This window comes from Vibrio sp. 14N.309.X.WAT.E.F5 (assembly GCF_030397615.1).
In the GTDB taxonomy this organism is placed as follows: Bacteria; Pseudomonadota; Gammaproteobacteria; order Enterobacterales; family Vibrionaceae; genus Vibrio; species Vibrio lentus.
Map to the genome: position 1 here is coordinate 46,905 of NZ_JAPNXR010000008.1, position 23,311 is coordinate 70,215.

Sequence of the window (23,311 nt, forward strand, 5' to 3'; positions counted from 1 at the left end):
AGAAATCAGAACAACATCGGCTCTCTGCAATATTGGTATGTAACGAAAGTCGTAAAGAACACGAATTGAATTCAATAAAAAAGGATCCCATTGGGATCCTTTTTTGTATTTATCGAAACGGGACTGATTTGTTATTGAGGCTAATGCTATTTAGAACTAAGTACTGAGGCCGGGTTTAACTTCGCCGCGCGTGATGCTGGGTACCACGTAGCAAGTAAGCTCAGAACAATAGCAGTACCAGAAACTACAACAACATCCGTCATATCGAGTTGCGAAGGCAAGAAGTCGACAAAGTAGATATCACCGGACAAGAACTGGTGATCGACCAACTTTTCAAGCCCTTTGATAAGAGTCGTGAGATTAAGCGCGACTAACACGCCTATTGCACTGCCCACCAAGCTGCCTAACACGCCTGAGAATACGCCCTGCCAAACGAAAATGCGTTTCACTAATCCATCAGAAGCCCCCATGGTTCTTAGTATCGCTATCTCTGATGCTCGGTCTTTTACTGCCATCATTAGCGTCGAGACAATATTGAAACAAGCAACACCAATAACCAGTACCATCACCAGATACATGATGGTGCGAACCAACTGAATATCGCGATACAAGAAGCCAAACTTCTGTTGCCAGCTTCGTAGATACACATACACATCAAGCTGGTTACCCACCTCACGCACAATCGAGTTCGCGTTCAGCACATCGGTCACTTTTAAAGAAACCCCTGTCACGGCCTCGCCTAGGTTTGCGTAAACTTGCGCATCGCCGATCGGGATCAAAGCTAAGCTGTGGTCAATTTGGCCATTAAGCGTCAGCAAGCCAACGACTTTGACTCGAACACGTTTAGGTGCTTGAACCTTAACCGACCCATTCACCGTCGGGATCATCAGAGTTAAGTAATCACCGACTTTCGCGCCAAGTACATTGGCCACGCCGGAGCCCAAGATAATCTGTTGTTGCCCTGCCTTAAACTCACTCCAAGCTTGCTTATCGATAAAACTCGATAGGCTTGAGACTTGTTGCTCAAGTTGTGGATCAACACCGCGAACTTCAATTGCTTTCAGCTCTTTGCCTTTTTCGGCAAGCGCGGTAATTTTCACATAAGGTGCCGCCGCGACAACATCTTCATGTTGGGTCGCTTGTTCGATCACATGCTCCCAGCGTGTCACAGGTTCATTGACGCCCTCGAACTCCCCATGCGGGATAACAGAAAGCACTCGGGACTGCAGTTCACGCTCAAAGCCATTCATCGCAGATAAACCAATGATGATCACCGCGACACCAACGGCAATACCGATCGTCGAAGACAGAGAGATAAACGAGACCATTTTGTCTCGTTGCTTCGCCCGACTAAATCGGCCGCCTATCAATAGAGATAAAGAAGAAAACACTTAGCTCTCCTCTTTTTCTACGTTAACCAGTAAACCGTCTTGCATGTGCAGTTGACGGTCCATCTTGCCAGCAAGTTCGCCATCATGGGTTACAACCAAGAAAGCGGTATCGTATTCGCGGTTCAATTCACGCATTAAATCGTAAATAGACAGTGCTGTGTTGTGGTCGAGGTTACCTGTTGGTTCATCCGCCAACACCAAAGCCGGCTTATTAACTAAAGCTCGCGCAATCGCCACACGTTGCCTTTCACCGCCAGAAAGCTCTGAAGGTCGGTGATCAACACGATGACTCAATCCGACTTTATCCAACAAACGTTGTGCTTCTTGTTTCGCTTTCGCTGGCTTTTCACCACCAATAAGTAATGGCATCGCTACGTTTTCAAGCGCCGAGAAGTCCGAAAGAAGATGATGAAATTGATAAACAAAACCAAGGTGCTGATTACGAAGCTTGGCTTGCTTATTCGAACTCAAAGACGCTAAGTCCTGCCCGAGAAAACTCACGCTGCCATCAGAAGCATCATCCAATGCACCTAAAATATGCAATAACGTACTTTTACCGGAACCGGAGGTACCAATGATTGCAACCAACTCGCCTTTTTCAATTTCGAAGCTGACACCTTTGAGGACTTCGGTATCCAACGAACCCTCGCGGTACGTTTTACGGATATCATTACATTGAAGGAAATTACTCATAACGAAGGGCCTCAGCAGGTTTCACAGAAGATGCACGATAAGAAGGAAATACAGTCGCGACAAGGCTAAGTGCAATAGCCAAAACCACAACAACCGCAATTTGGATTGGGTTAATCAATATTGGCAGTTGTCCACCAAATGAGAACAGAGCGACACCCATCGCCTCTAAAATAGTATTGAGGTTCGAAGCTAAGATCACGCCAAGAATGCCACCAGATAACGCACCGATCACACCGCTACTCGCGCCTTGAACCATAAAGATCCCCATGACTTGACCATCACGCATACCTTGCGTTTTTAAGATGGCGACTTCGGATTGCTTCTCCATCACCACCATAATCAGCGCGGAAATGATATTAAACGCAGCAACACCAATGATCAGCCCAAGCATCAAGCCCATCATGTTTTTTTCCATACGAACGGCTTGGAAAAGCTCGCCACGTTGGTCACGCCAATCACTCCACATCCAACCTTCCGGTAGCGGGGTATTCGATAAATTTGCGACTTCAAATGGGTCATCAAAAAACAGGCGCCAGCCTGAAATCGTATCAGACTTATAACGCATCAATCGCCCAGCGTCTTTGATGTCGGTAACCATCAATTGAGCATCGATATCCGAGCCCGTGTTAAAAATGCCAGCTACGGTAAAATTTCGTTGGCTAGGTATGCGCCCTAGTGGTGTGTATTGACTGGCACTGGTGACCATTAAGCGAACTTTGTCACCCATAGACACTTTCAAGTTTCTTGCCAAAGTATGACCAAGGAAAAGCTGATACTGACCAGCTTGGAGTGAAGACAGTCTGCCAGCAATTAAATGATTCTGAAGAGGATCATCTGAATTTGGCTCAATACCGATTAACAAGCCCGCAGATAACTGAGCAGGACTTTGAATTACCGCTTCACTAAGAACAATGGGTTCTACGTGGCCATTGAGTGACATTTGCTCCGCAAAGCTAGGCGCTTGAGCAGAAAGTGACGTTGTGCCTCCTTGCTCGTATACAACGGCTTGAGGAAGGACACCAAGAATTCGGTCTTTTAACTGCGCTTCGAATCCATTCATTACCGACAAAACAGTAACCAGAGACAGCACACCAATGGTGATTCCGGCTGTCGACATATAAGAAACAAAACGGCTAAAGCGATCACCTGAACGGCCTTTCAAATAACGCAGGCCAACAAACAATGAAATAGGATGAAACATACTTTGAACCATCTAAAGGAGATGCGGGTTAATGTAACGGGTATTGCCGTTACTGTGTAGGGGTTAATTGAAAATATAGAGTGAATTAACTCAATTAGTTAGGCTTGAAAAACAGAACCTTGTCAAATAGCCAACTTTCAAACAACTATTTGAGACTTTCAATTAACTGACCTTGATTACTGCGGCCACATAGCGATAATCAATAGATCACTTCAAGGAACTAACGCATGACAGAACAAGAGTTTTTCACCGTTCACCACAGCCTTACCGCTAATATTGAGCCAATGGACAGCAACTTCGCTTTACCTTCTCAGATTCAGTTCGAATCGGAGATCCCTGCCCCTTTTGTTGTGGCAAGTGAGTTTAGCCAATTGGACCTATTAGCCGACAGTGCTCGCAACGAACTGAAAAACAGCGACTTGAAGAATGTCATTAGTTTATTGGATGCACAGAACTCTAAATTAAACCTCTTGTTGAGCTTTATGTTGTCGCAACAAGATGATGAACAATTTCGTACCCACACGTATTCATTTGGCGCGAGTCAGTTCTCTTGTTTTTCCAAAACAGATATCGAAGCGGGTCGCTTGGTTAAAGCTAAACTCTTTATCGAGCACCCAGCCGCCGCTATTTATTGCTACGCAGAAGTCTTCGCTAGCGAACCAAAAGATTCAGGCTTCGAAATCAAATTCAAATACGCTCATCTTCGTGATACTGACCAAGACTTGTTGATCAAGGCTGCACTTCATCAACAACAAAAGCTCTTACGTCAACGCTCTCTAGAACGAGATAACAAGTAAATAGACATGACAAAACAATCCATTTTTACACTACCTAAGCTCAAGGGCGCCGGTGATAAAAAACACATCGGTAACCTAGTTGGTTCATCTCTCGCGCTTGCTATCGCTAAACTTGCGGAGCAGCATAACAGCCATACTTTACTTGCGGTGCCCGATCCTCAGATCGCACTCAAGCTTCAATCAGAAATTGAGCAGTTTACGTCACATGAAGTGGCACTATTCCCTGACTGGGAAACTCTGCCATACGATAGCTTCTCGCCGCACCAAGAGATCATTTCTGACCGTATCGCGCGACTTTATGCACTGCCAACGTTAAAAGATGGCATCACGATCGTTCCGATCAGCACGCTACTACAACGTCAGTCGCCGCGTGACTTCTTGTTGCAACATACCTTAATGGTAAAAACGGGCGATCTCTACTCGTTGGAAAAGCTGCGTCTTCAGCTTGAAAAATCAGGCTATCGTTACGTTGATCAAGTATTTGGCCCCGGTGAGTACGCAAGCCGAGGTTCAATTCTCGACCTGTTCCCAATGGGCAGCAAAGACCCATATCGTATCGACTTCTTCGATGACGAGATCGACACCATCCGTACTTTCGATCCTGAAAACCAGCGCTCTATCGAAGACATCTCTGAGATCCGTTTACTGCCAGCGCACGAGTTTCCAACCTCAGAAAGCGCAATCGAAGATTTCCGAATTCGCTGGCGTCAGCAATTCGATGCGCGCCGTGAACCAGAATCTGTCTATATGCAGGTTTCAAAAGGGACGTGGCCCGCCGGTATTGAATATTGGCAACCGCTGTTTTTTGACCACACCGAAACCTTATTCGATTACGTTGCCGATGAAGCGCAACTCTTGGTTCTTGGTGACGTAGAAACAGCCGTTGATGCTTTCCTTACCGACGTTGATCACCGATACGAACAACGTGGTGTTGACCCACTAAGACCTTTATTGAAGCCAGAGCAATTGTGGTTGAAGAAAGACGAGTTATTCGCTCACTTTAAGCAAAAACCACAAGTTAACCTGAGCTTAGACACGATTGAAGAAAAAGCTGGGCGTATCAACCTACCGGTTGCCGCACTGCCAGACTTGAGTGTTCAACATCAAAATAAAGAGCCGCTAGCCAATCTCAGAAAATTCACCGAAGCCTTCGATGGCAAAGTGGTTTTTTCGGTTGAGTCTGAAGGTCGCCGTGAAGCCCTGAGTGAATTACTCAATGGCATTAAAGTTCGACCAAGTGAGGTTGAAAACTTGGATGCGGCCATTAAAGCCAAAGACAAGTTCAGCCTCATATTAGGTTCAGCTGAACACGGCTTTATCCAAGAAGAGCAAAACATTGCTCTTATCTGTGAAAGTGATTTATTAGGCGATCGCGTTGTACAGCGCCGTAAGAAAGACAAGAAAAGCGTTAACAGCGATACCGTAATCCGTCACCTAGCGGAACTTAAACCGGGCCAACCGGTTGTTCACATAGACCACGGTATTGGCCGCTATATCGGCTTGCAAACACTCGAAGCCGGTGGCATGAAAACCGAATACGTGACGCTTGAGTATCAAAACGATGCCAAGTTATACGTGCCGGTTGCGTCTCTGAACTTGATTGGCCGTTATTCAGGTGGTGCTGAAGATTCTGCCCCACTGCACAAACTCGGTGGCGAAGCATGGCAAAAAGCTCGCAAACGCGCTGCTGAAAAAGTCCGTGATGTTGCCGCAGAACTACTTGACGTTTACGCTAAGCGTGAGCTCAAACCTGGCTACAAATTTGTATTGGATCGTGGTCAATACGCAACCTTCAAATCGGGCTTCCCTTTTGAAGAAACCGACGACCAAGCGATGGCAATCAATGCTGTAATGTCTGACATGTGCCAAGCAAAAGCCATGGACCGCTTAGTGTGTGGTGATGTGGGCTTTGGTAAAACAGAAGTCGCAATGCGTGCCGCGTTCGTGTGTACCGACAACAACAAACAAGTCGCGGTATTAGTACCGACTACCCTACTTGCTCAGCAGCACTTTGAAAACTTCCGAGACCGTTTCGCCAACTTGCCGATTCGTGTTGAGGTTCTATCTCGATTCAAATCAGCTAAAGAGCAAAAGTTAATCATGCAAGATGTCGCTGACGGCAAAGTCGATATCTTAGTGGGTACTCACAAACTACTTTCTAGTGAAATCAAATTCCAAGACCTTGGCCTGTTGGTTGTCGATGAGGAACACCGCTTTGGCGTACGTCAGAAAGAGAAAGTGAAAGCGATGCGTGCCGATGTTGATATCCTAACGCTAACCGCAACGCCTATTCCACGAACGCTAAATATGGCGATGAGTGGCATGCGCGATCTTTCGATCATCGCAACGCCACCAGCACGACGCTTAGCAATAAAAACCTTTGTTCGAGAGAGTGATGATGCGGTGGTAAGAGAGGCGGTACTGCGTGAAATCATGCGTGGTGGTCAGGTTTACTTCCTGCACAACCAAGTCGACACCATTGAAAAAACAGCCGAGTCCCTACAAAAGTTAATTCCAGAAGCTCGTGTAACGGTCGCTCATGGTCAAATGCGAGAGCGCGAACTAGAACGCATCATGAATGACTTCTACCATCAGCGCTTTAACTTGTTGGTATGTACCACCATCATCGAAACAGGTATCGATGTTCCGACGGCGAATACCATCTTGATGGATAGAGCCGACAATCTGGGTTTAGCGCAACTGCACCAATTACGTGGTCGTGTGGGTCGTTCGCACCACCAAGCTTACGCCTACATGCTAACACCGCATCCGAAAGCGATGAGCAAAGACGCCATTAAGCGATTAGACGCGATTGCCTCTTTGGAAGATCTGGGCGCTGGCTTTACCCTAGCGACTCACGATTTAGAGATTCGTGGCGCGGGTGAACTGTTGGGTGACGAGCAGAGTGGTCAGATCCAATCGGTAGGCTTTACGCTGTATATGGAAATGCTTGAGCAAGCTGTTGAAGCATTGAAAGAAGGTCGAGAGCCATCGCTTGATGACCTACTGCGTGAACAAACTGAGATCGAAATGCGTTTGCCTGCATTATTGCCAGATGACTATATCCCAGACATCAATACTCGATTATCGACCTACAAGCGTATCGCGAGCGTCAGTGACACGGATGAACTGGCAGAGCTTAAAGTTGAACTGATCGACCGCTTTGGCAGTCTTCCTGATGCAACCAAGAACTTATTATCAGTTTCTGAGCTAAAATTAGCGGCTGCGTCCATTAAGGCGAAGAAAATTGAAGCTCACGACAAGGGCGGATTCTTAGAATTCTACCCAGATGCTGACATAAACCCGGCCTACCTTGTTAAACTATTGCAATCCCAACCGCAAAAGTTTTCAATGGAAGGACCAACAAAGTTCAAGTTTACGATACCATTGGTAGACAGACGGAAACGAATTCAATTTGTTAGTGATTTATTGGGCGAATTCAGACAGAACTTGCTGCCTTCGGCATAAAACCCAATCCACTGCACATATAAATTATCCAGCCGTAACAGCGGCTGGAAGACGGAGTAAAAATGAAAAGACTGATCCCACTGCTACTATTGTTCGTCTCACTGCCAAGTTTGGCTCAGAGACAATTTGATATAGAAGTGATCATTTTCAAGCGCGCAGTTGATGCCGAAAAAGTCAACGAATCTTGGCCGAATACTCAGCCTAAGATTTCACTTGAGCGCGTTGGTTCATTTCAAGATACCCAATACCGCTCAAAGAAAGGCGTACAAATGTTGCCTTACTCAGAGTACAAGCTAACGCCTCAGAAAGACAAACTGCGCAAACATGCAGGCTTTGAAGTTCTGATGCATACTGCTTGGCGTCAAGGTGACCAAGGTAAGAGCTCTGCACCTGTTTTCCATATTCAAGCAGGTAAAGACTTCTCTAAAGATTTCAATGCAGATGGTTCTGAAAAAGGTGCTATCACCACAGGCAGTGCCGATGGATTCAAAGAAGAGACCATTGATAAGCCACTGTACGAACTAGACGGCAAGCTACAGATCTACGTGCAGCATTACCTTTACGCTGAAACCACGCTCGATTTAAAAGCACCAAGCGTTCGTGAAGTGACTCTGAAAGAACAGCCTATTGAGTTAGACACACCAGTAAGCGGTGCAGACAGCAATGTTCAAGTGGGCAACTTAACTGAGATATCACCGACAGTGCAGGTAGAAGAGTTCCTTAAAAGCTACCGCATGGATCAAAAGCGTCGTATGCGTAGTACAGAAACTCACTACCTTGACCACCCGCTTCTGGGCATGGTGATTCAAGTTCGACGTGTAGCGCAGTAAGTTACTTGCCGATTCGGCTATAATTATATAAATAATTCAATCCGCCCTCCTAGTGAGGGCGTTTTATTAAGTGCTATCTATCTTTATTCTGTCCTGAATCCGTTGTTCAGTACTTACATGTAATTCGGTATTTCTTATGAGCCCTGACTTTCAGATAAATACTCAACACCTCAGCCTCAAAGTTATTGAAGCTACAGACGCCCCAGAGTTTTCTCGGTTGATCCAAACATCCCCGAGCCTATTTCCGTGGGTAGACTGGTGCCACGATGCGTTCTCTATTGTAGAAGCCGAGAAATTCATTCTGGCTACCCGCTTAAATTGGGTAAAAGCAGACGCATTTGGGTTTGGTATTTTTGAACGCCACAGCAATCAACTGGTTGGAATGGTGGCAATTAATGAGCTTTACCATACCTTCAATATGGCAAGTTTAGGTTATTGGGTTGGCGACGAGTTTCAACGGAAAGGGATTGCCAAAGAGGCGATGCTGACCTTATTTGAGTTCTGCTTTGCCCAACTCAAACTAACGCGTTTAGAGATTGTTTGCGATACAGAAAACCTACCAAGCCAAAGGCTGATTGAGAAGTGTGGCGCAGAGCGTGAAACCATTGCCAAGAACCGCTTTATCTTTAACGGCAAGCCAAAAGACGGCGTGGTTTATTCCGTATTACCTCCAACCTCTTAGGTTCTTAGGTTCTTAGGTTCTTAGGTTCTTAGGTTCTTAGGTTCTTTAATTATTAAGTTATTAAGCCAGCAAAAACAGCACGTCAACGACACGATCAAAAAAGAGCTCCGAAGAGCTCTTTTTTATTCGCTGAAAATCACCAATTAATTAGTGCAGCTTGAGATTTGGACGCAACACACGGTTGATTCGGCCTACCAACATCATTAACGACGTTTTGATGATGCCGTGAAGCGCGACTTGGTGCATGCGATACAAAGAGATGTAAACCACGCGAGCAATACGACCTTCGACCATCATTGAGCCTTTAGTCAGGTTACCCATCAAGCTACCTACCGTAGAGAAACGACTTAGTGAAACAAGCGAGCCTTTGTCTTTGTAGACATAATCTTTCAGGTCACGGCCGTTCAGCTTAGAAATGATGTTGCTGAATGCGCAGCTTGCCATTTGGTGCGCCGCTTGTGCTCGTGGTGGAACAAATGAACCGTCCGCTTGTGTACATTGTGCTAAGTCGCCAATAGCAAAGATGTTGTCATCAAGCGTGGTTTGTAGCGTGTTTTTCACAACCAATTGGTTAATACGGTTAGTCTCAAGACCACCAATATCTTTCAGGAAATCTGGTGCTTTGATACCCGCTGCCCAAACCATGATTTGCGCTGGAATCTTATCGCCATCTTTGGTTGTTAGACCTTCAGAATCAGCCTGAATCACCATAGTGTTAGTACGCACGTTAACACCAAGCTTAGTTAGCTCAGAGTGCGCTGCACTCGAAATACGAGGTGGTAGAGCTGGAAGAATTCGCTCACCCGCTTCAACAAGGTTAACGTTCAGCTTGCTTGAATCTAGATCACCAAAACCGTAAGTACGAAGCTCTTTCACAGCGTTGTGAAGCTCAGCAGAAAGCTCTACACCTGTCGCGCCAGCACCAACAATCGCGATATCAACAGTACCTTGACCGTTTTTAGCGTGAAGTTTTAAGAACTGGTTGTTCATTTCCGTACGGAAACGGTGAGCTTGTTCTGGGCTATCAAGGAAAATACAGTTGTCACGAACGCCAGGAGTGTTGAAGTCGTTTGACGTTGAACCAATTGCCATCACTAGGATGTCGTATTCCAGTTCACGGCTTGGCATCAGCAATTCACCGTGATCATCTTTCAGTTCGCTCAGTGCAATCACTTTACGCTCACGATCGATGTCGTTCAGGCTGCCCATTTGGAAATCGAAGTAATGGTTTTTTGCATGTGCGCGGTAGCTTAATGCATCAACACCTTCGTCCAGTGAACCTGTTGCTACTTCATGAAGTAATGGTTTCCATAGGTGGCTTGCTTTACGGTCAACCAGAGTAATCTGGGCACGTTTTTTACGACCTAAAGTGCGGCCTAGCTTAGTTGCTAGTTCTAAACCACCAGCACCACCGCCTACTACGATAATTTTTGTCACAATGACAATCCTCTACAAAATGAATAAATGGGGTTCGGCTCGATTACTCCAACCGATAAATTCTATGTATCTACTCGGCCTTGAATGCGAAGGCTGTTACAAATTGGATAACCGCGAAAAAGAATAACGACAGCTCACCGAGTAGTTAGAGGGATTACAAACAACAAACATTGGCCTGTCGCTTTGCTCACGTGGATAAAAAAGGTGACTACCTGAGAGGTAGAGCACAAATAATGGGCAAGTTTTATCACTCGCTCTCAATTTTTCTTGATATTTATCAAAATATTTTGCTTGGGAACATTATATATAGCAAAAAGATGACCGCAACAAAAATCCTTACCCACAATGAGGATTCGGGGCGAATTAGTTAACGTTTGCGCAAGCTTATCTACAAATGCGCAAACTCATTGATAAAACATATACAACCGTTTTATCAATGCCAGTTCCTAGGATTCAGATGTAAAAAAGCAGCACTCAAATGAGTGCTGCTTTTATAAAAGAGAGAGGTGAATTAGGCGTTTTTAAACGCTTTCATTGCTTGAAGGTGTTGAGAGATCTTTTTAAATTTATGACTCTCTTTTTCATCCCAGATCACCTCATAGTAATCCCCAAGTTCAGCTTCCGTTCGCGTATTGTCGTGAATTTCATCTTCACGAGACAACACAACCAAACAGCGTCCCTTGTTTTTCATACGATACTGAGCGACACACTTCGTCGCAATGTCTTCATACTCTTCAGGACGGTCAATTCGACCCACCATATTGTTCTCAGGTTGCAGGTTAGGGTTGAAAACCACTTGCTTAATCCCGCATAAGAAACCAATACGCTCTGACCAAAAACCCCCTAAGCCTACCCCACAGATAATAGGATGCGGATCATCAGATTGTTCTATCACTTTATGCACTTCTTTAAGAAGATGCTGCATATCGTGCTTTGGATGCAAAGTACTGTAGTTGATGAAACGAACGTCATCATCAATGAATTGCAACTGCAGTATTTTCTCGTGATTGCCCGGGCTAGTTGAGTCGAAGCCATGTAGATAAATAATCATTAGTACCTCCCTGTTGAATATTGGTACGTTTTAATTAATCTAACATGAAAAATAAGGTTTTAAAGGGAACACCAACGAAATTATATTTTTCACTTCCTAAACGTGATCCTAGCTACAGAAAGTGTGACTCAATAACTCAGCTTCACGCAGATAGCTTTCATCGCCCCAGAGCTGATGTGCCAGTAAATACCACAACATGGCCATCATTCGACTTCGTGGCAACCAAGCCTCTACGCCATCAAGCCAAGGCTGAACATCATGAATGCCTCTTAGCTGACAGTACTTGTTAACGGCTTCAATTACCGGGACATCCGCAACAGCAATGGTTAACGTAAGATCAAGCCTTGGGTCTGCTAAGGCTGCATATTCCCAATCAATGATCTTAATCCCATCTTGGTTCTTCACAAGGTTATAGCCACCGAGATCAAAATGACACAAAGACAGGTCTACACTTGGAATACTTGGAGCCACGCGCCACTCTTGATAAATCTTGGTACAGGCTTCAGTCTTATGAACCGCATCAAGCTGAAGCCAGTAATGATCAACTCGCGCTGTGAAACTGAACGGTTGGAGCGGCAAACGTGCCGTATTAACCAAATGCACCGAGATCAGCGTTTTCAACAAATCATCAAGCTCTAAGCCTTCGTAAAGCGTCTCACCTGCAATCCATTCAACCAATAAGCCTTGCTCATTGACCACTATCGGACTTGGCCCGATATCTAGGCGCTCAATAGCAGAGAGCACTTGATACTCTTCATGACGAGAGATGAAGAACGCCTTGGTAATCGGAGTAATCGGACGCCAAACATAGGCGGTACCATCGGCCAACATCAATTTCCAACATCGATTGGTTAAACCGCCGGTCAGCGTCTGTGCTCTAACCGGTGGTTCAGAAAAGTAACCATCCAGCGAACTCAAACTGGTATCAAGAAGCTTAGCCTCAGGCCAAGAAAAAATTGCCATTGCTCATTCCCTATAAACGTTTCCATTTCCCTACAAAAAAGACACTGACCAAAAGCCAGTGTCTTTTATTCACAGCACATCATGTACTGCATTGGCGTGTGACCAAATCAAACGCTGTCTTTACCGGCTGCGTTTGATTGGCAAGTAAGCGAAATTAAAGACCTAGTAGGCTCTTAGATTGTTGCTTACGGATTTCAGTCTCGTCAGCCCATTCAATTAAGCCAGACTCAAGATCCATTAGACGCATTGTCATTTTGTAGTATACGTCTTCATCGCTACCGTCTTTCTTCACGATGCTTGATAGGTTGCCGTACAACATGTACTGAGCACCGACCATTTTACCAAACTGGATTGCTGAGCTTTGGTTTACAAGCTCATCGTTGTTTTGGAAGTTCAGTTGATCACGAACAGACTCTACACGGTCCATATCAACGAAACGGAACTTACCAGAGTTCAGCATTTTAGTACTGATAGTGTCAGTGATTGACTCAGTATCGATGTGCTCACTGGTTTTGTTCTTGATGCGTTCTACGAAGACGATTGGACGCTGCTCACGTGTGATGTAAGAAACAGAACCAGAAGCCATCATGCTATCGACCATTTCGCCAGCAATCGTTTGAAGATCTGTTGAACCGAAATCGATTGTTGTGGTTTCTACTGCTTGTGCATCACCGTAGCTTACCTTGTTTGAACAACCGCCTAAAATAACCGCTAAACCTAGTAGCGCAATGACACTCTTTTTCATTTTGTTTCCTCAACTTATCACTGAGCGGGGTTACCCTCACTCTTAAATTCTTATGTTAGCGAATCAATAAATCCGTTTTCTGTAGCCCGAGTCGAACTGATATAACTCGAGCTCACTCTAACTATGTCTATTCTCGCAGAGCTTACTGCTCTCGGAACTGAACTCGGAACTGAGTTGCTTTCGGGTTTACCGACACTTCCGACAACGAGATACTTTCAAAGCCACGAACAATCGCTTGTTTCCAAGGGCCTTGCTTTAGGTTGACCTCAAGTCCAGCATCGTCGTACCAGTAGAAACGATAAAGGATATGTTGATCGCCTTTATAGTTACTGTTTAAACGAACAATACCTCTTGTGTGACCATCAATTTGATCAGTGCGGATATCATCAACGGCAAGTCGACTGCCTAGCACATTGTCACCAAAGAATACGTTTTGAGTTAGGCTATCAACCCTCACACCTGCTGTGTTATCAGCACAACCAGCCAGAGCGATGACCGCTGCTACGCTCACTAACCACTTTTTCATTACAGCCTCCCTAGCTGTTTATGCCACATTGTTGCGTTATTGCCTTGTCGAGAAATCCAAACCAAGGTGGTCTGCCCTTCTCTAATATCAAAGTCATACGTTCTAGCGCCCGCCTCTAACGTATATTGACCGCTATTTGCTACAAACGTGCTGCTCTTGATCTCTGCGGGTAAAGATTGCCAGCTGCGCGTGTCTGGTTGCTCCGTAAAGGTATTCCAGACATTGAACAGAATGTTACCCACATCGTTACCTTGAGTCGCTTCTTTACGGATGCGATCTTTCGCGACCACACGCAGTGCTTGGCGAATAACAATACTCGTCATGCGCTCAGATAAATCGTTTTGAGCCATCGCGTTTACATCCGTAATCAAATGTTCTTGTAACGGTTGCCCACTGATTCGTAAGGCAGAAAAACGCTCTACGTTTTGGCTCGGGTAATATGGCAGCGCCAGAGAATATATTGCGCCCTGATCTCGACTGTCATAAATAGGTAAATCTAATCGCCAACTGTCCATAGCTTGAACAGCGCTCTGCTCTTGAAGCACAATCACACGACCTTGACCACTGCCAAGCTTAGACGATTGCTTGTAGCGCTTTTCGAGTGTCGTTAAATCTTGTCGCATACCTAAACGAGCGGCTGTTGCCATCGTTCTATCAATGATTTCTTGGTTCTCTGGCATCACAGCTAAAGCACGTCGATAGTCAACATAGGCGCTGTTTAAATCGTTTGAAGCTTCATAAAGCAGACCCGATAAAAACATCAGATACGCATTTTGCACCGACTGCAGCTTTTTACCCGCGTCGGGGTAATTGGCAAGAATGCTACCCACATTGGCAGACACTCCCTGCTTCTTCGCATCGTTGGCTGCACTTTCTAATTCAGCTTCACGTTGCTTCTTTGCTTGTTCTTGAACTTGGTTGGCGCGACGCATTTCGATCACCGCACCTTCTAAGTCGTTTTTCTTGAGATAATTTAAACCGAGATAGAGATGAAGAAAGCCTAACTCGTAATCAGGCGGCACATACTCGGTAATATTATCGTTCACAGCCAACGCACCTACACTGGTTGCACTGTCTGAAATAGAAATTACGGCTTTGTTTTGTTGATCTTTTACTGCCTGATCAGCCAATTCAAACGAAGACTTACTTTCAGGGTACTTTTGATCCAGCAGATTAATTCTGCCTCTTTCAAAGTTATCAAGGATGTCGCCAGCTATGTAATCTGGTAGCTCCTGCTGAGCCTCTGAATAATCCCCAGATTTCACTGCTTGATAGATATCTTTGTTTTGCGCGCTGTAATGACTGAACAGACTGCCTGCAGACATACTCGCACAACCCGCGGTCAACGCCGATAACAGGGCAATGGAAGCGAATCTAAACTGTTGCTTCACTTATCGTCTCCGTGCATGTTTAAAATGCCAACTTTGTTAGGGTCTGCTGACCTTTCGTGGTTAAATTTCGTTCGAGATAGAATCGTTTTAGGCGCGGCAAGGAGTATGTAGCCTAGTCATTCTAAGTTAATACTTCTTAACAAAGCATAAAACGATTCTAGCCGAACCCTTCGGGCAGTCTTTGTGGTTCATTTCTACTGCGTTATCAGCTTCTCATGTAGGCTAACTACACTTCAAAGCCTCTGCCTTGTAGAAATTTCCCACAAAGTGCTGCAAAAATCAGCTCGAAAGATCAACAGACCCTAGTCTCATTATCAAAACGAAACGTGTTGTTAAAAGGATCTCAAGCAGGTTGTTATCCTGCTTAATTAGGCTCTGCCTAGGCGATGCCGATATTCAGACAACAGATAAAACTTAAAGTTGGCATACAAACAACAAATTTTCCAACTGGCTGTTTATGTTAACTAACCCATTAACTTGTATTAACGAGATCATTAACTGTTTCGTTAGCTCATTAGCCTTTTAATTAACTCATTAAAAGCGGGCCAAGCGGGCGGCCACCAACCAAATGCATGTGAATATGGTAAACCTCTTGGCCACCGTGAGAGTTGCAGTTCACGATAAGACGGTAACCGTCTTCTGCGATGCCTTCTTCTTTCGCTAACTTACGAGCAACAGTAAACATACGTCCCATCATTGCTTCATCTTCCACTTCAACATCGTTGGTTGTGGGAATCAGCTTGTTAGGGATAATTAGGATATGGCTAGGAGCGCGAGGGTTAATATCACGGAATGCCGTTACTAAGTCGTCTTGGTATAGCAGATCTGCAGGAATTTCTTTATTGATGATCTTACTAAAGATGGTTTCTTCAGCCATGTTTCTCTCCGATAAAACATTGAGTTTTTAATGTTTTGAGTATGCGCTATGCCGCAACAAACCACAATAAATCCGCTCTAAAGCATAATAAAAAACACCGTTCAAATCAAAGAAAACAAGCCTTAGCTCTCAAGAATGGCATGCTGATTATAACTGAGGGTTATTTTTGTTGTGTGCGTCATAAAATGCGTAAGCGGAGCTCAATAGAATGCTGACAATTTTGTTAGTTTTACATTGACCTGACATTAGGTCTGCATTTTATTTAGGGAGAAAGCCATGAAGGGATCTGTGATCAAGCGTATGTACGCTGGTTTCGCACTGATCATCATCATGTTCGCAGTCACGATAACCATCATGATGAACAGCATGAATCAGATACACAGCAATTTTGAGAGTGTCTCAGAAACCTCATTACCGCTTGTTGCGCTTTCAAATCAAACAAGCGTCCAATTGCTCTCTGCTGATAAGTCATTCAAAGACTTCTTAACCACACAAAATGCTGAGCGCATGTCTGCAATGCGTACAGAATTTGCGGCATCACAAAACTCTTTTTCTCAAGTTCTAGGTAGTTTAGAAGCGGCAAGTCAAAACAATGCCTCGTTAACTGAGCGTATCGTGCAGTTACGAGCAATGGAAGAGCGTTACTTTGCTGAAGCTGATGAAGCGATGAATAACTACGTGGCGATGTTTGAAGCACAGGAGCAAGTACAAAAAGCCTCTCGAGATTTCCAACGTCTTCATTCTGAATTGACGGTAGGCATGAAAGAGTACGTTGCCGACCAAAAAAGCATCTCTGTAAAAGTGATGGCGAAAAGCTACTTCATCAAACTGCAAGACGCTGAAGTTATCACCTCAGACGCCCTAGCGAGTTCTGATGTTTCCTTCGTGCAAAAAGCGGTAAACCAGAATAAAAAAGCCGTGACTCACTTAAACTACGCTTACCGTGGTTTATCAACACAACTGCCTGCTCTTAAAAATGTCTTCGATGAATCCGTACAAAAATTCACGAAAGACGTTGGCCAGAAAGGTGGCGTGCTAGACAAACACAACAACTACCTAAAAGCGAAAGAAGCGCTGTACATCAACATCGCCAATCTTGCCGTTGAAATAGACCAAGCGATGGCGGTATTGGATTCATTCAACGTGACTGCAGAAGAACAGTTGAACTCATCATTAGCAGACGCAAGCAGCATCTACGATAAAGGTCTGTTCAATGCGATTGCGATTGGTATTGTTGTAACGGTATTCGCCGCAGCGATCGGCTACCACATTGCACATAGTGTAAGAGAGCCATTAACTCGCATCCTAGGTACATTGGAAGGCCTAACTGAAGGCGATATGACTCAACGAATCGACATTCGTTATGATAACGAATTCAGTCGTGTGAGCCGCCACATCAACACCTTGGCCGACAACCTACGTAATATTCTCGTGAAACTGAATGACGCTTCCGATGACTTAACTAAAACGGCAAGCGTAAACCAAAAAACGTCTTCAGAAACGCAGGTTCAACTGAACAGTCAGCGTGAGCAAACAGCGACGGTCGCGACGGCTATGACAGAGATGTCTCATTCAGTTCAAGAAGTGGCGAACAGCGCGCAAAGCTCATTAACCATGGTTCAACAAGTAGAATCGGCTTCTGAATCTGGTCGTCAAATCATGAACACCAACATCAGCACCATCAACAAGCTTGAGGCTCGACTTACTGAGTCTGTCAGCGCGGTAGGTGAACTGCAACAGATGAGTAGCCAGATTGGCTCAATCCTCGATGTTATCCGTGGTATTGCTGAACAAACCAACCTACTTGCACTCAATGCGGCAATCGAAGCGGCGCGTGCGGGTGAGCAAGGTCGTGGTTTTGCCGTGGTTGCCGATGAAGTACGCGTACTGGCACAAAAGACCACTCAATCTACGTCTGAAATTGAGACTATGATCAGCAACCTGCAATCAAGCTCGAAAACAGCAAGCAACGTCATTGAAAGCTGCATGAGCGATATGGACATGTCAGTTGAACAGGCCTCAAGTGCAAATAGTGCGATGGAAGAGATTCAAGCGCTGATTCTTGAGATCAGCCATATGAGTACGCACATTTCTCAGGCAGCGGCTGAACAAAGTGAAACATCGGGAGATATCGCGCGCAACATTGAAGACATCAACCACATCGCCGATAAGAGTTACCAAGCTATGTCGTCGATTGCTGAAGCAAGCCAAAACCTAACGATTCTGGCAAATCAGCAAGGTGATTTGGTTCATCAGTTCAAGCTATAGATATTTGAGAAATTGATAGATATTTAGTGCGAATATTGGGACTTCTTACCCAATAGTGGTAACTAATTGAACAAGGGCAACTTTTATCAAGGGTTGCCCTTGTTTTTTATGATCTTTGTCATTATATGATTATTAAGGCTTGCTGCTTCCCGTTTTTTCTTTCACCTTTATGAGCGAGCCGCTATTAAGGAATTTATATGGCTGTTCATGTTGGCATTATCGATCAAGACCCCATTCGCTTGCTCACCCCCCTACTAGATAACCGAACGATCAGCACTCATATCGTGTTTATCGGCGACAAGAATCAAGTCAGTATTTACCAACGCTTGCACAGCGTTTTACAAAAGCGCGACATTACGAGTGAGTTTTTCGAAATTCCTACCATCGTAAACACGTCCGTGATTAAAGAATCTATCCAAACCCTTGCCGAAGATCTCAAAGCACGAGGCCAAGAAGTAAAGCTCAACGCAAGTTGTGGTTTACGTCACCGCCTATTATCTGTGTACGAAGTGTTCCGCACTTATCATTGGCCAATCTTCGTGGTGGAACCGAACAGTGACAAACTGTGCTGGTTATATCCAAGTGGCAAAGAAGACGCGCAAGTACAAGACCGTATTACCATCGATGACTACCTAACTGTGTTTGGTGCTCGTGGTGAATTCAGCGATGTTCAACTGTCTCCTCAACTCGACCAAAAGCTGTATGAACTGGGCGAACGCTGGGCAAGTAACGCGTTAGAGTTAGGCCCAGGCCTCGCAACGCTGAACTACCTTGCAACAACCTGCCGTAAAGAACAGAGACTTGATGTTGGGCTATCTGAGAAGCAACAAGGCTATCGTGAGCTAAACATGCTGCTGAGCGATTTGGTTGAAGCTAAGATTGCGACTTACGACAACGGTATTCTGACCTTTGCCAATGAAGACGCACGACGCTTCTCGAACGGCGAATGGCTTGAGACCTTAGTTCACAGTACGGTGAAGCAAATCCAAGATGATATGCCGACCATTCAAGACCGTTCTTTGAATGTTCAAGTGTATCGTCAACTGGGTGAACGTGAGGTTCGTAATGAGCTTGATGTGGCATCAGTAGTGAACAATAAGCTGCACATCATCGAGTGTAAGACCAAAGGCATGCGTGATGATGGCGATGATACCTTGTACAAACTGGAATCGCTTAGAGACCTACTGGGTGGCCTACAAGCACGTGCTATGCTGGTTAGCTTCCGCCCTCTTCGTCATAATGACATCACACGAGCAGAAGACCTTGGCCTTGCGTTGATTGGCCCTGATGAATTGAAGGATCTGAAAACACACCTAACGGCATGGTTTACCGCAGCCGGTGGTGATGAAGATTTAGAGTGCTAAAAACCAATAGACCCTGAGAGCTCAATGCTCTTAAGTGAATCTAAAAAGGCGAATGACGATTAAGTCACTCGCCTTTTTTGTTCTCCAACCCTTTATCTGTTTCGCTCTATTGTCATCTTTCAACTATCTATGCCTTTAATTTCTTTACCCCATAAAAAATGGCCGCATCATTCGATGCGGCCATTTTTAAATCTTGGAAACAGACTTAAAGCATTTTACGAGCAGCTTCTACAACCACTTTAATTGAACGCGCTTCTGTTACTTTTAGTGTTTCGTGATCAGGCGTCTCTTTTTGAGTACGGTTGATGATTACACCAGCAACACAACCCGCTTTCAGACCAGAACTTGCACACATAGTTAACAGTGTTGCAGATTCCATTTCAAAGTTTAGAACGCCCATGTCTTGCCATTCTTGCATAGAACCTTGGAAACGCTTAACAACGCGACCAGAGAACGTGTCGTAACGCTCTTGACCTGGGTAGAAAGTATCGCTTGATGCCGTTACGCCCATGTGAACTGTCGCGCCTGATTCGTCAACTGCCGCTTTCATTGCTGTTGCAACTTCAAAGTCAGCCACTGCTGGGAACTCCATAGGAGCAAAGTGTAGGCTTGCACCATCTAGACGAACAGAACCAGTAGAAACGATCATGTCACCCACGTTTACGTGTGGTTGGATAGCACCAGTAGTACCAACACGAAGGAAAGTGCGAACACCCAGTTGAGCTAGCTCTTCTACAGCGATAGACGTTGATGGACCACCGATACCTGTTGAACATACAACAACTGGCTTGCCGTCTAGTTCTGCGCGGTAAAGCGTGTATTCACGATGGCTAGCAAGAAATACTGGATTCTCCATCTCTTCTGCAATTTTTTGTACACGAGCAGGATCACCAGGGATGATCGCAAGAGTAGCACCGTTAAGATCTGCTTCAGTAACACCTAAATGGAAAACAGCTTGAGACATAGTTCGCTCCTTTTGGCTTATTGGGCTTTTTACCCTTATTTAAGCTCATAGTAAATTCGTGGGGTACGAACACACTCTAACCAAGCTCATTACAAAATGAAGTGACACACGTCACACCAATGATCGCAACAAGATTTCAAGTTTCACGAAAAACCGATTGGCATCACAAAAATAAGCAATCCATACGCCTACGTTGCATACTAATGAGACAAAAAACGCCTTTAGCTTATTAAGGCTAAAGGCGTTTATTGGCATCAAAATAGTGGATATTAGCTAGAAGTGCCTAATCTGCTTTAGATTTAAATCGAAGCAAACGCAGTGCGTTCAATGTGACTAATGCCGTCGCACCACTATCGGCTAATACCGCAACCCACAAACCGGTAATACCCAGTAAGCTTGTCACCAAGAACACGCCTTTCAAACCGAGAGCAAGCGCTACGTTTTGACGGATGTTATTCATGGTCGCTTGCGACAGCTCAATCATCGCAGGGAGTTCCGTCAAGCGGTTATGGGTCAGTGCTGAGTCAGCCGTTTCCAACGCCACATCCGTACCACCGCCCATCGCAATACCCACGTTAGCGGTTTTCATCGCTGGCGCGTCATTGATTCCATCGCCAACCATAGCAACGTGTGACTGTTGAGATAACTCTTCAACATAAGACACCTTGTCACTTGGAAGCAGGCTCGCTTTGTATTGCATACCAATCTTGCTGCTGATCGCTGCCGCACTGCGCGGGTTATCACCAGTAAGCATGATAGATTGAATACCCAGCTCGTTCAGTCGCTCAATCGCGACCTTCGCATCACTACGCAAGGTATCTTGCCAAGCAATCAGACCAATCACTTTAGTCGCTTGCTCTTGAAGCTCTTCTTGATGTTTAACCTCTAGAGCAAGAACAACCGTCTTGCCTTCGCCTTCGAGGGCTTCAACTTTTGCCACCACTTCAGAAGCAAGGTCAAACGTGACTTTAGACGGTGCGAGAACTTGGTATTTAACGCCATCCACATCGCCTTCAACACCACTGCCGATCAACGCCTTTTTATTTTGAGATTCTGGGATCTCAATATTCAGCTCTTTGACCTTGGCAACTAAGGACTGCGCCAATGGATGCGTAGAGCCAACTTCAATTGCCCCCACTACACGTAACATTGCGTCTTGCTGCCAATCCGATAGCGGTTGAATATCGGTAACCTGAGGCTTACCCTCAGTCAATGTGCCCGTTTTATCAAAAGCAATAGTTTGAATTTTACCAAGCTGTTCTAGTGCAGCTCCGCCTTTGATCAGCGCACCACGTTTTGCGGCGGCTGCCAAACCAGAAGTAATTGCTGCTGGCGTAGAGATAACCAGTGCACAAGGACAAGCAATCAATAACAAGGCTAGACCACGATAAACCCACGTTTCCCAAGGTTGAGCAAACAACAGTGGCGGCGTGATGATCACCAACAGCGCAACCACCATCATTAATGGTGTGTACCAGCGGCTGAATTTATCTAGGAAGCGCTCCAGTGGTGCCTTGCGGGATTCCGCTTCTTCTATCAGGTGTAGAATACGGTCAATGGCATTCTCACCCTGCTTTGAAGTAATCGTAATACGTACAACTTTATCAACCACCACGGCGCCTGCCATGATGCTATTCCCTTCGACATGCTCAACTGGGATAGATTCTCCCGTTAAAGCACTCTCATCAAAACTTGCGGAATCGGTGATCAACTGGCCATCAGCAGGCAAACGAGAACCTGCTGCAACTTCGATGACATCGCCAGGAACAAGCTCGCTAACTTCGACTTCGACACGTTCGCCGTTAATAATTTTGGTCGCATTCTCAGGGACGAGGGCCATTAAGGCTTGAACACCACTTCTTGCTCTTGATGAGGCAAAAGCTTCTAAGCGCTCACCGATCAAGAACAACAATAAAACCATCGCGGCTTCTGCGGTTTCACCAAGATATAAAGCACCAAGAGCAGCAACACTCATTAGTGTTTCTATCGCAAAAGGCGTCCCAGAACGAGCAAGTAGAACCGCTTTTTTGGCAACAGGATACAGACCCAACAAACAGGTAGCGACGAATAAACCTTCGCTCAGTTGAGGCTGTGAACCTTTGAGTAAGGCGGCGATCAGCATAGAGACTGCAATCGCTATAATTTGCCAATTAGGTTGAATATGAGCTTGCCAAAAGGTCTCTGGTTCTTGTTTTTGTTTCTTGGATCCCACTTCTGTCAACGGGAAGCCTGTTTTGATAGAGACTTGTTCGATCGTTTCAGCAAGGTTTTCACTATCGAAGTTAACAACCAGTTTTTCGGTAGCGAATAAAACTTTAGCTTCAATAACACCTTCGATGTTACTGACCGCTTTTTCTATTTTTCGAGCACAAGCTGGGCAGTCCATTCCCGAGACCAGCCAACTTTTGGAAAATTGGGCGTTAAGAGATTCAGTTGAGGCCAGCCGGTCTTCTTCTCCACTGTCTGAACCACAACAATCATCTGCTGATGCAGAAGCCGTTGTAGAACTGCAGCATGCTGATGAAGAGCCTGCAGCTGTAATACTGGTAATTTTAGGGCTAGAACAGGTTGCCCCGGCCGCTTGTGGTTGAACGTCCACTTTTGTTGAGCGGCACGCTGCATGTTTTGCGCACATAATGTATCTCCTTAATACTCAAAAAGCC

At 45.2% G+C, this 23,311-nt stretch carries 18 protein-coding genes; 6 read left to right on the forward strand and 12 right to left on the reverse strand.

The window, feature by feature from the left end:
* Nucleotides 1-146 precede the first annotated feature (146 nt).
* Genes lolE through lolC form a run of 3 tightly spaced genes read right to left on the reverse strand, consistent with a single transcriptional unit; the run spans nt 147 to nt 3,285 of the window.
* The gene (lolE, locus tag OW495_RS10940; RefSeq protein ID WP_102300261.1) at nt 147-1,391 is read right to left on the reverse strand and encodes a lipoprotein-releasing ABC transporter permease subunit LolE; all 1,245 of its coding nucleotides are present in this window, start codon (nt 1,389-1,391) and stop codon (nt 147-149) included.
* Nucleotides 1,392-2,084 carry a lipoprotein-releasing ABC transporter ATP-binding protein LolD gene (gene lolD, locus OW495_RS10945; protein ID WP_065112160.1) on the reverse strand — a complete coding sequence of 231 codons (693 nt, stop codon included), beginning with the start codon at nt 2,082-2,084 and terminating at the stop codon, nt 1,392-1,394. It lies immediately after the preceding gene.
* Nucleotides 2,077-3,285, reverse strand: coding sequence for a lipoprotein-releasing ABC transporter permease subunit LolC (gene lolC / locus OW495_RS10950; protein ID WP_198599775.1), 1,209 nt, complete (start codon nt 3,283-3,285; stop codon nt 2,077-2,079). Before lolC ends, lolD begins: the two co-directional genes overlap by 8 nt.
* 227 nt (nt 3,286-3,512) lie before the next feature.
* Between lolC and OW495_RS10955 the strand changes: the two genes are divergently transcribed.
* From OW495_RS10955 to OW495_RS10970, 4 genes are all read left to right on the forward strand, one after another.
* Entirely contained in the window at nt 3,513-4,082 is a 570-nt protein-coding gene (locus tag OW495_RS10955; protein ID WP_009847150.1) for a hypothetical protein, read from the forward strand.
* Between the two features lie 6 nt (nt 4,083-4,088).
* Complete coding sequence (mfd, locus tag OW495_RS10960; protein WP_102512950.1) at nt 4,089-7,550, forward strand: transcription-repair coupling factor; 3,462 nt, start codon at nt 4,089-4,091, stop codon at nt 7,548-7,550.
* A 62-nt stretch (nt 7,551-7,612) separates the two neighbouring features.
* On the forward strand, nt 7,613-8,380 hold the full coding sequence (locus OW495_RS10965; protein WP_061022670.1) for a peptidoglycan binding protein CsiV: 768 nt from the start codon (nt 7,613-7,615) through the stop codon (nt 8,378-8,380).
* Between the two features lie 136 nt (nt 8,381-8,516).
* Nucleotides 8,517-9,062: a GNAT family protein gene (locus tag OW495_RS10970; protein WP_102512951.1), complete on the forward strand. Its 546-nt coding sequence runs from the start codon at nt 8,517-8,519 to the stop codon at nt 9,060-9,062.
* Between the two features lie 147 nt (nt 9,063-9,209).
* Here OW495_RS10970 and OW495_RS10975 read toward each other — a convergent pair whose 3' ends face one another.
* The 7 genes from OW495_RS10975 to hinT form a co-directional block, all read right to left on the reverse strand.
* Nucleotides 9,210-10,499, reverse strand: a complete 1,290-nt coding sequence (locus OW495_RS10975) for an NAD(P)/FAD-dependent oxidoreductase (protein WP_017109954.1) — start codon at nt 10,497-10,499, stop codon at nt 9,210-9,212.
* A 511-nt stretch (nt 10,500-11,010) separates the two neighbouring features.
* Nucleotides 11,011-11,550 carry an alpha/beta hydrolase YcfP gene (gene ycfP / locus OW495_RS10980; protein WP_017107632.1) on the reverse strand — a complete coding sequence of 180 codons (540 nt, stop codon included), beginning with the start codon at nt 11,548-11,550 and terminating at the stop codon, nt 11,011-11,013.
* Nucleotides 11,551-11,658: 108 nt separating this feature from the next.
* Complete coding sequence (locus OW495_RS10985; protein WP_102512952.1) at nt 11,659-12,513, reverse strand: phosphotransferase; 855 nt, start codon at nt 12,511-12,513, stop codon at nt 11,659-11,661.
* Nucleotides 12,514-12,667: 154 nt separating this feature from the next.
* On the reverse strand, nt 12,668-13,258 hold the full coding sequence (gene lpoB, locus OW495_RS10990) for a penicillin-binding protein activator LpoB (protein ID WP_017107631.1): 591 nt from the start codon (nt 13,256-13,258) through the stop codon (nt 12,668-12,670).
* Between the two features lie 142 nt (nt 13,259-13,400).
* Nucleotides 13,401-13,784, reverse strand: coding sequence for a YcfL family protein (locus OW495_RS10995; protein WP_017107630.1), 384 nt, complete (start codon nt 13,782-13,784; stop codon nt 13,401-13,403).
* On the reverse strand, nt 13,784-15,175 hold the full coding sequence (locus OW495_RS11000) for a hypothetical protein (RefSeq protein WP_102512953.1): 1,392 nt from the start codon (nt 15,173-15,175) through the stop codon (nt 13,784-13,786). Before OW495_RS11000 ends, OW495_RS10995 begins: the two co-directional genes overlap by 1 nt.
* A gap of 526 nt (nt 15,176-15,701) precedes the next feature.
* Complete coding sequence (gene hinT, locus OW495_RS11005) at nt 15,702-16,052, reverse strand: purine nucleoside phosphoramidase (RefSeq protein WP_004736268.1); 351 nt, start codon at nt 16,050-16,052, stop codon at nt 15,702-15,704.
* A 276-nt stretch (nt 16,053-16,328) separates the two neighbouring features.
* Between hinT and OW495_RS11010 the strand changes: the two genes are divergently transcribed.
* Nucleotides 16,329-18,320 carry a methyl-accepting chemotaxis protein gene (locus OW495_RS11010; protein ID WP_017107628.1) on the forward strand — a complete coding sequence of 664 codons (1,992 nt, stop codon included), beginning with the start codon at nt 16,329-16,331 and terminating at the stop codon, nt 18,318-18,320.
* A gap of 197 nt (nt 18,321-18,517) precedes the next feature.
* Nucleotides 18,518-19,684, forward strand: a complete 1,167-nt coding sequence (locus tag OW495_RS11015; protein ID WP_017107627.1) for a DUF1887 family protein — start codon at nt 18,518-18,520, stop codon at nt 19,682-19,684.
* 205 nt (nt 19,685-19,889) lie between these two features.
* On the opposite strand, the gene udp is transcribed toward OW495_RS11015, so the two are convergent.
* Both udp and OW495_RS11025 read right to left on the reverse strand, forming a co-directional pair.
* On the reverse strand, nt 19,890-20,648 hold the full coding sequence (gene udp / locus OW495_RS11020) for a uridine phosphorylase (protein WP_004736272.1): 759 nt from the start codon (nt 20,646-20,648) through the stop codon (nt 19,890-19,892).
* A 283-nt stretch (nt 20,649-20,931) separates the two neighbouring features.
* Nucleotides 20,932-23,283, reverse strand: a complete 2,352-nt coding sequence (locus OW495_RS11025) for a zinc/cadmium/mercury/lead-transporting ATPase (protein WP_102512770.1) — start codon at nt 23,281-23,283, stop codon at nt 20,932-20,934.
* Nucleotides 23,284-23,311 lie beyond the last annotated feature (28 nt).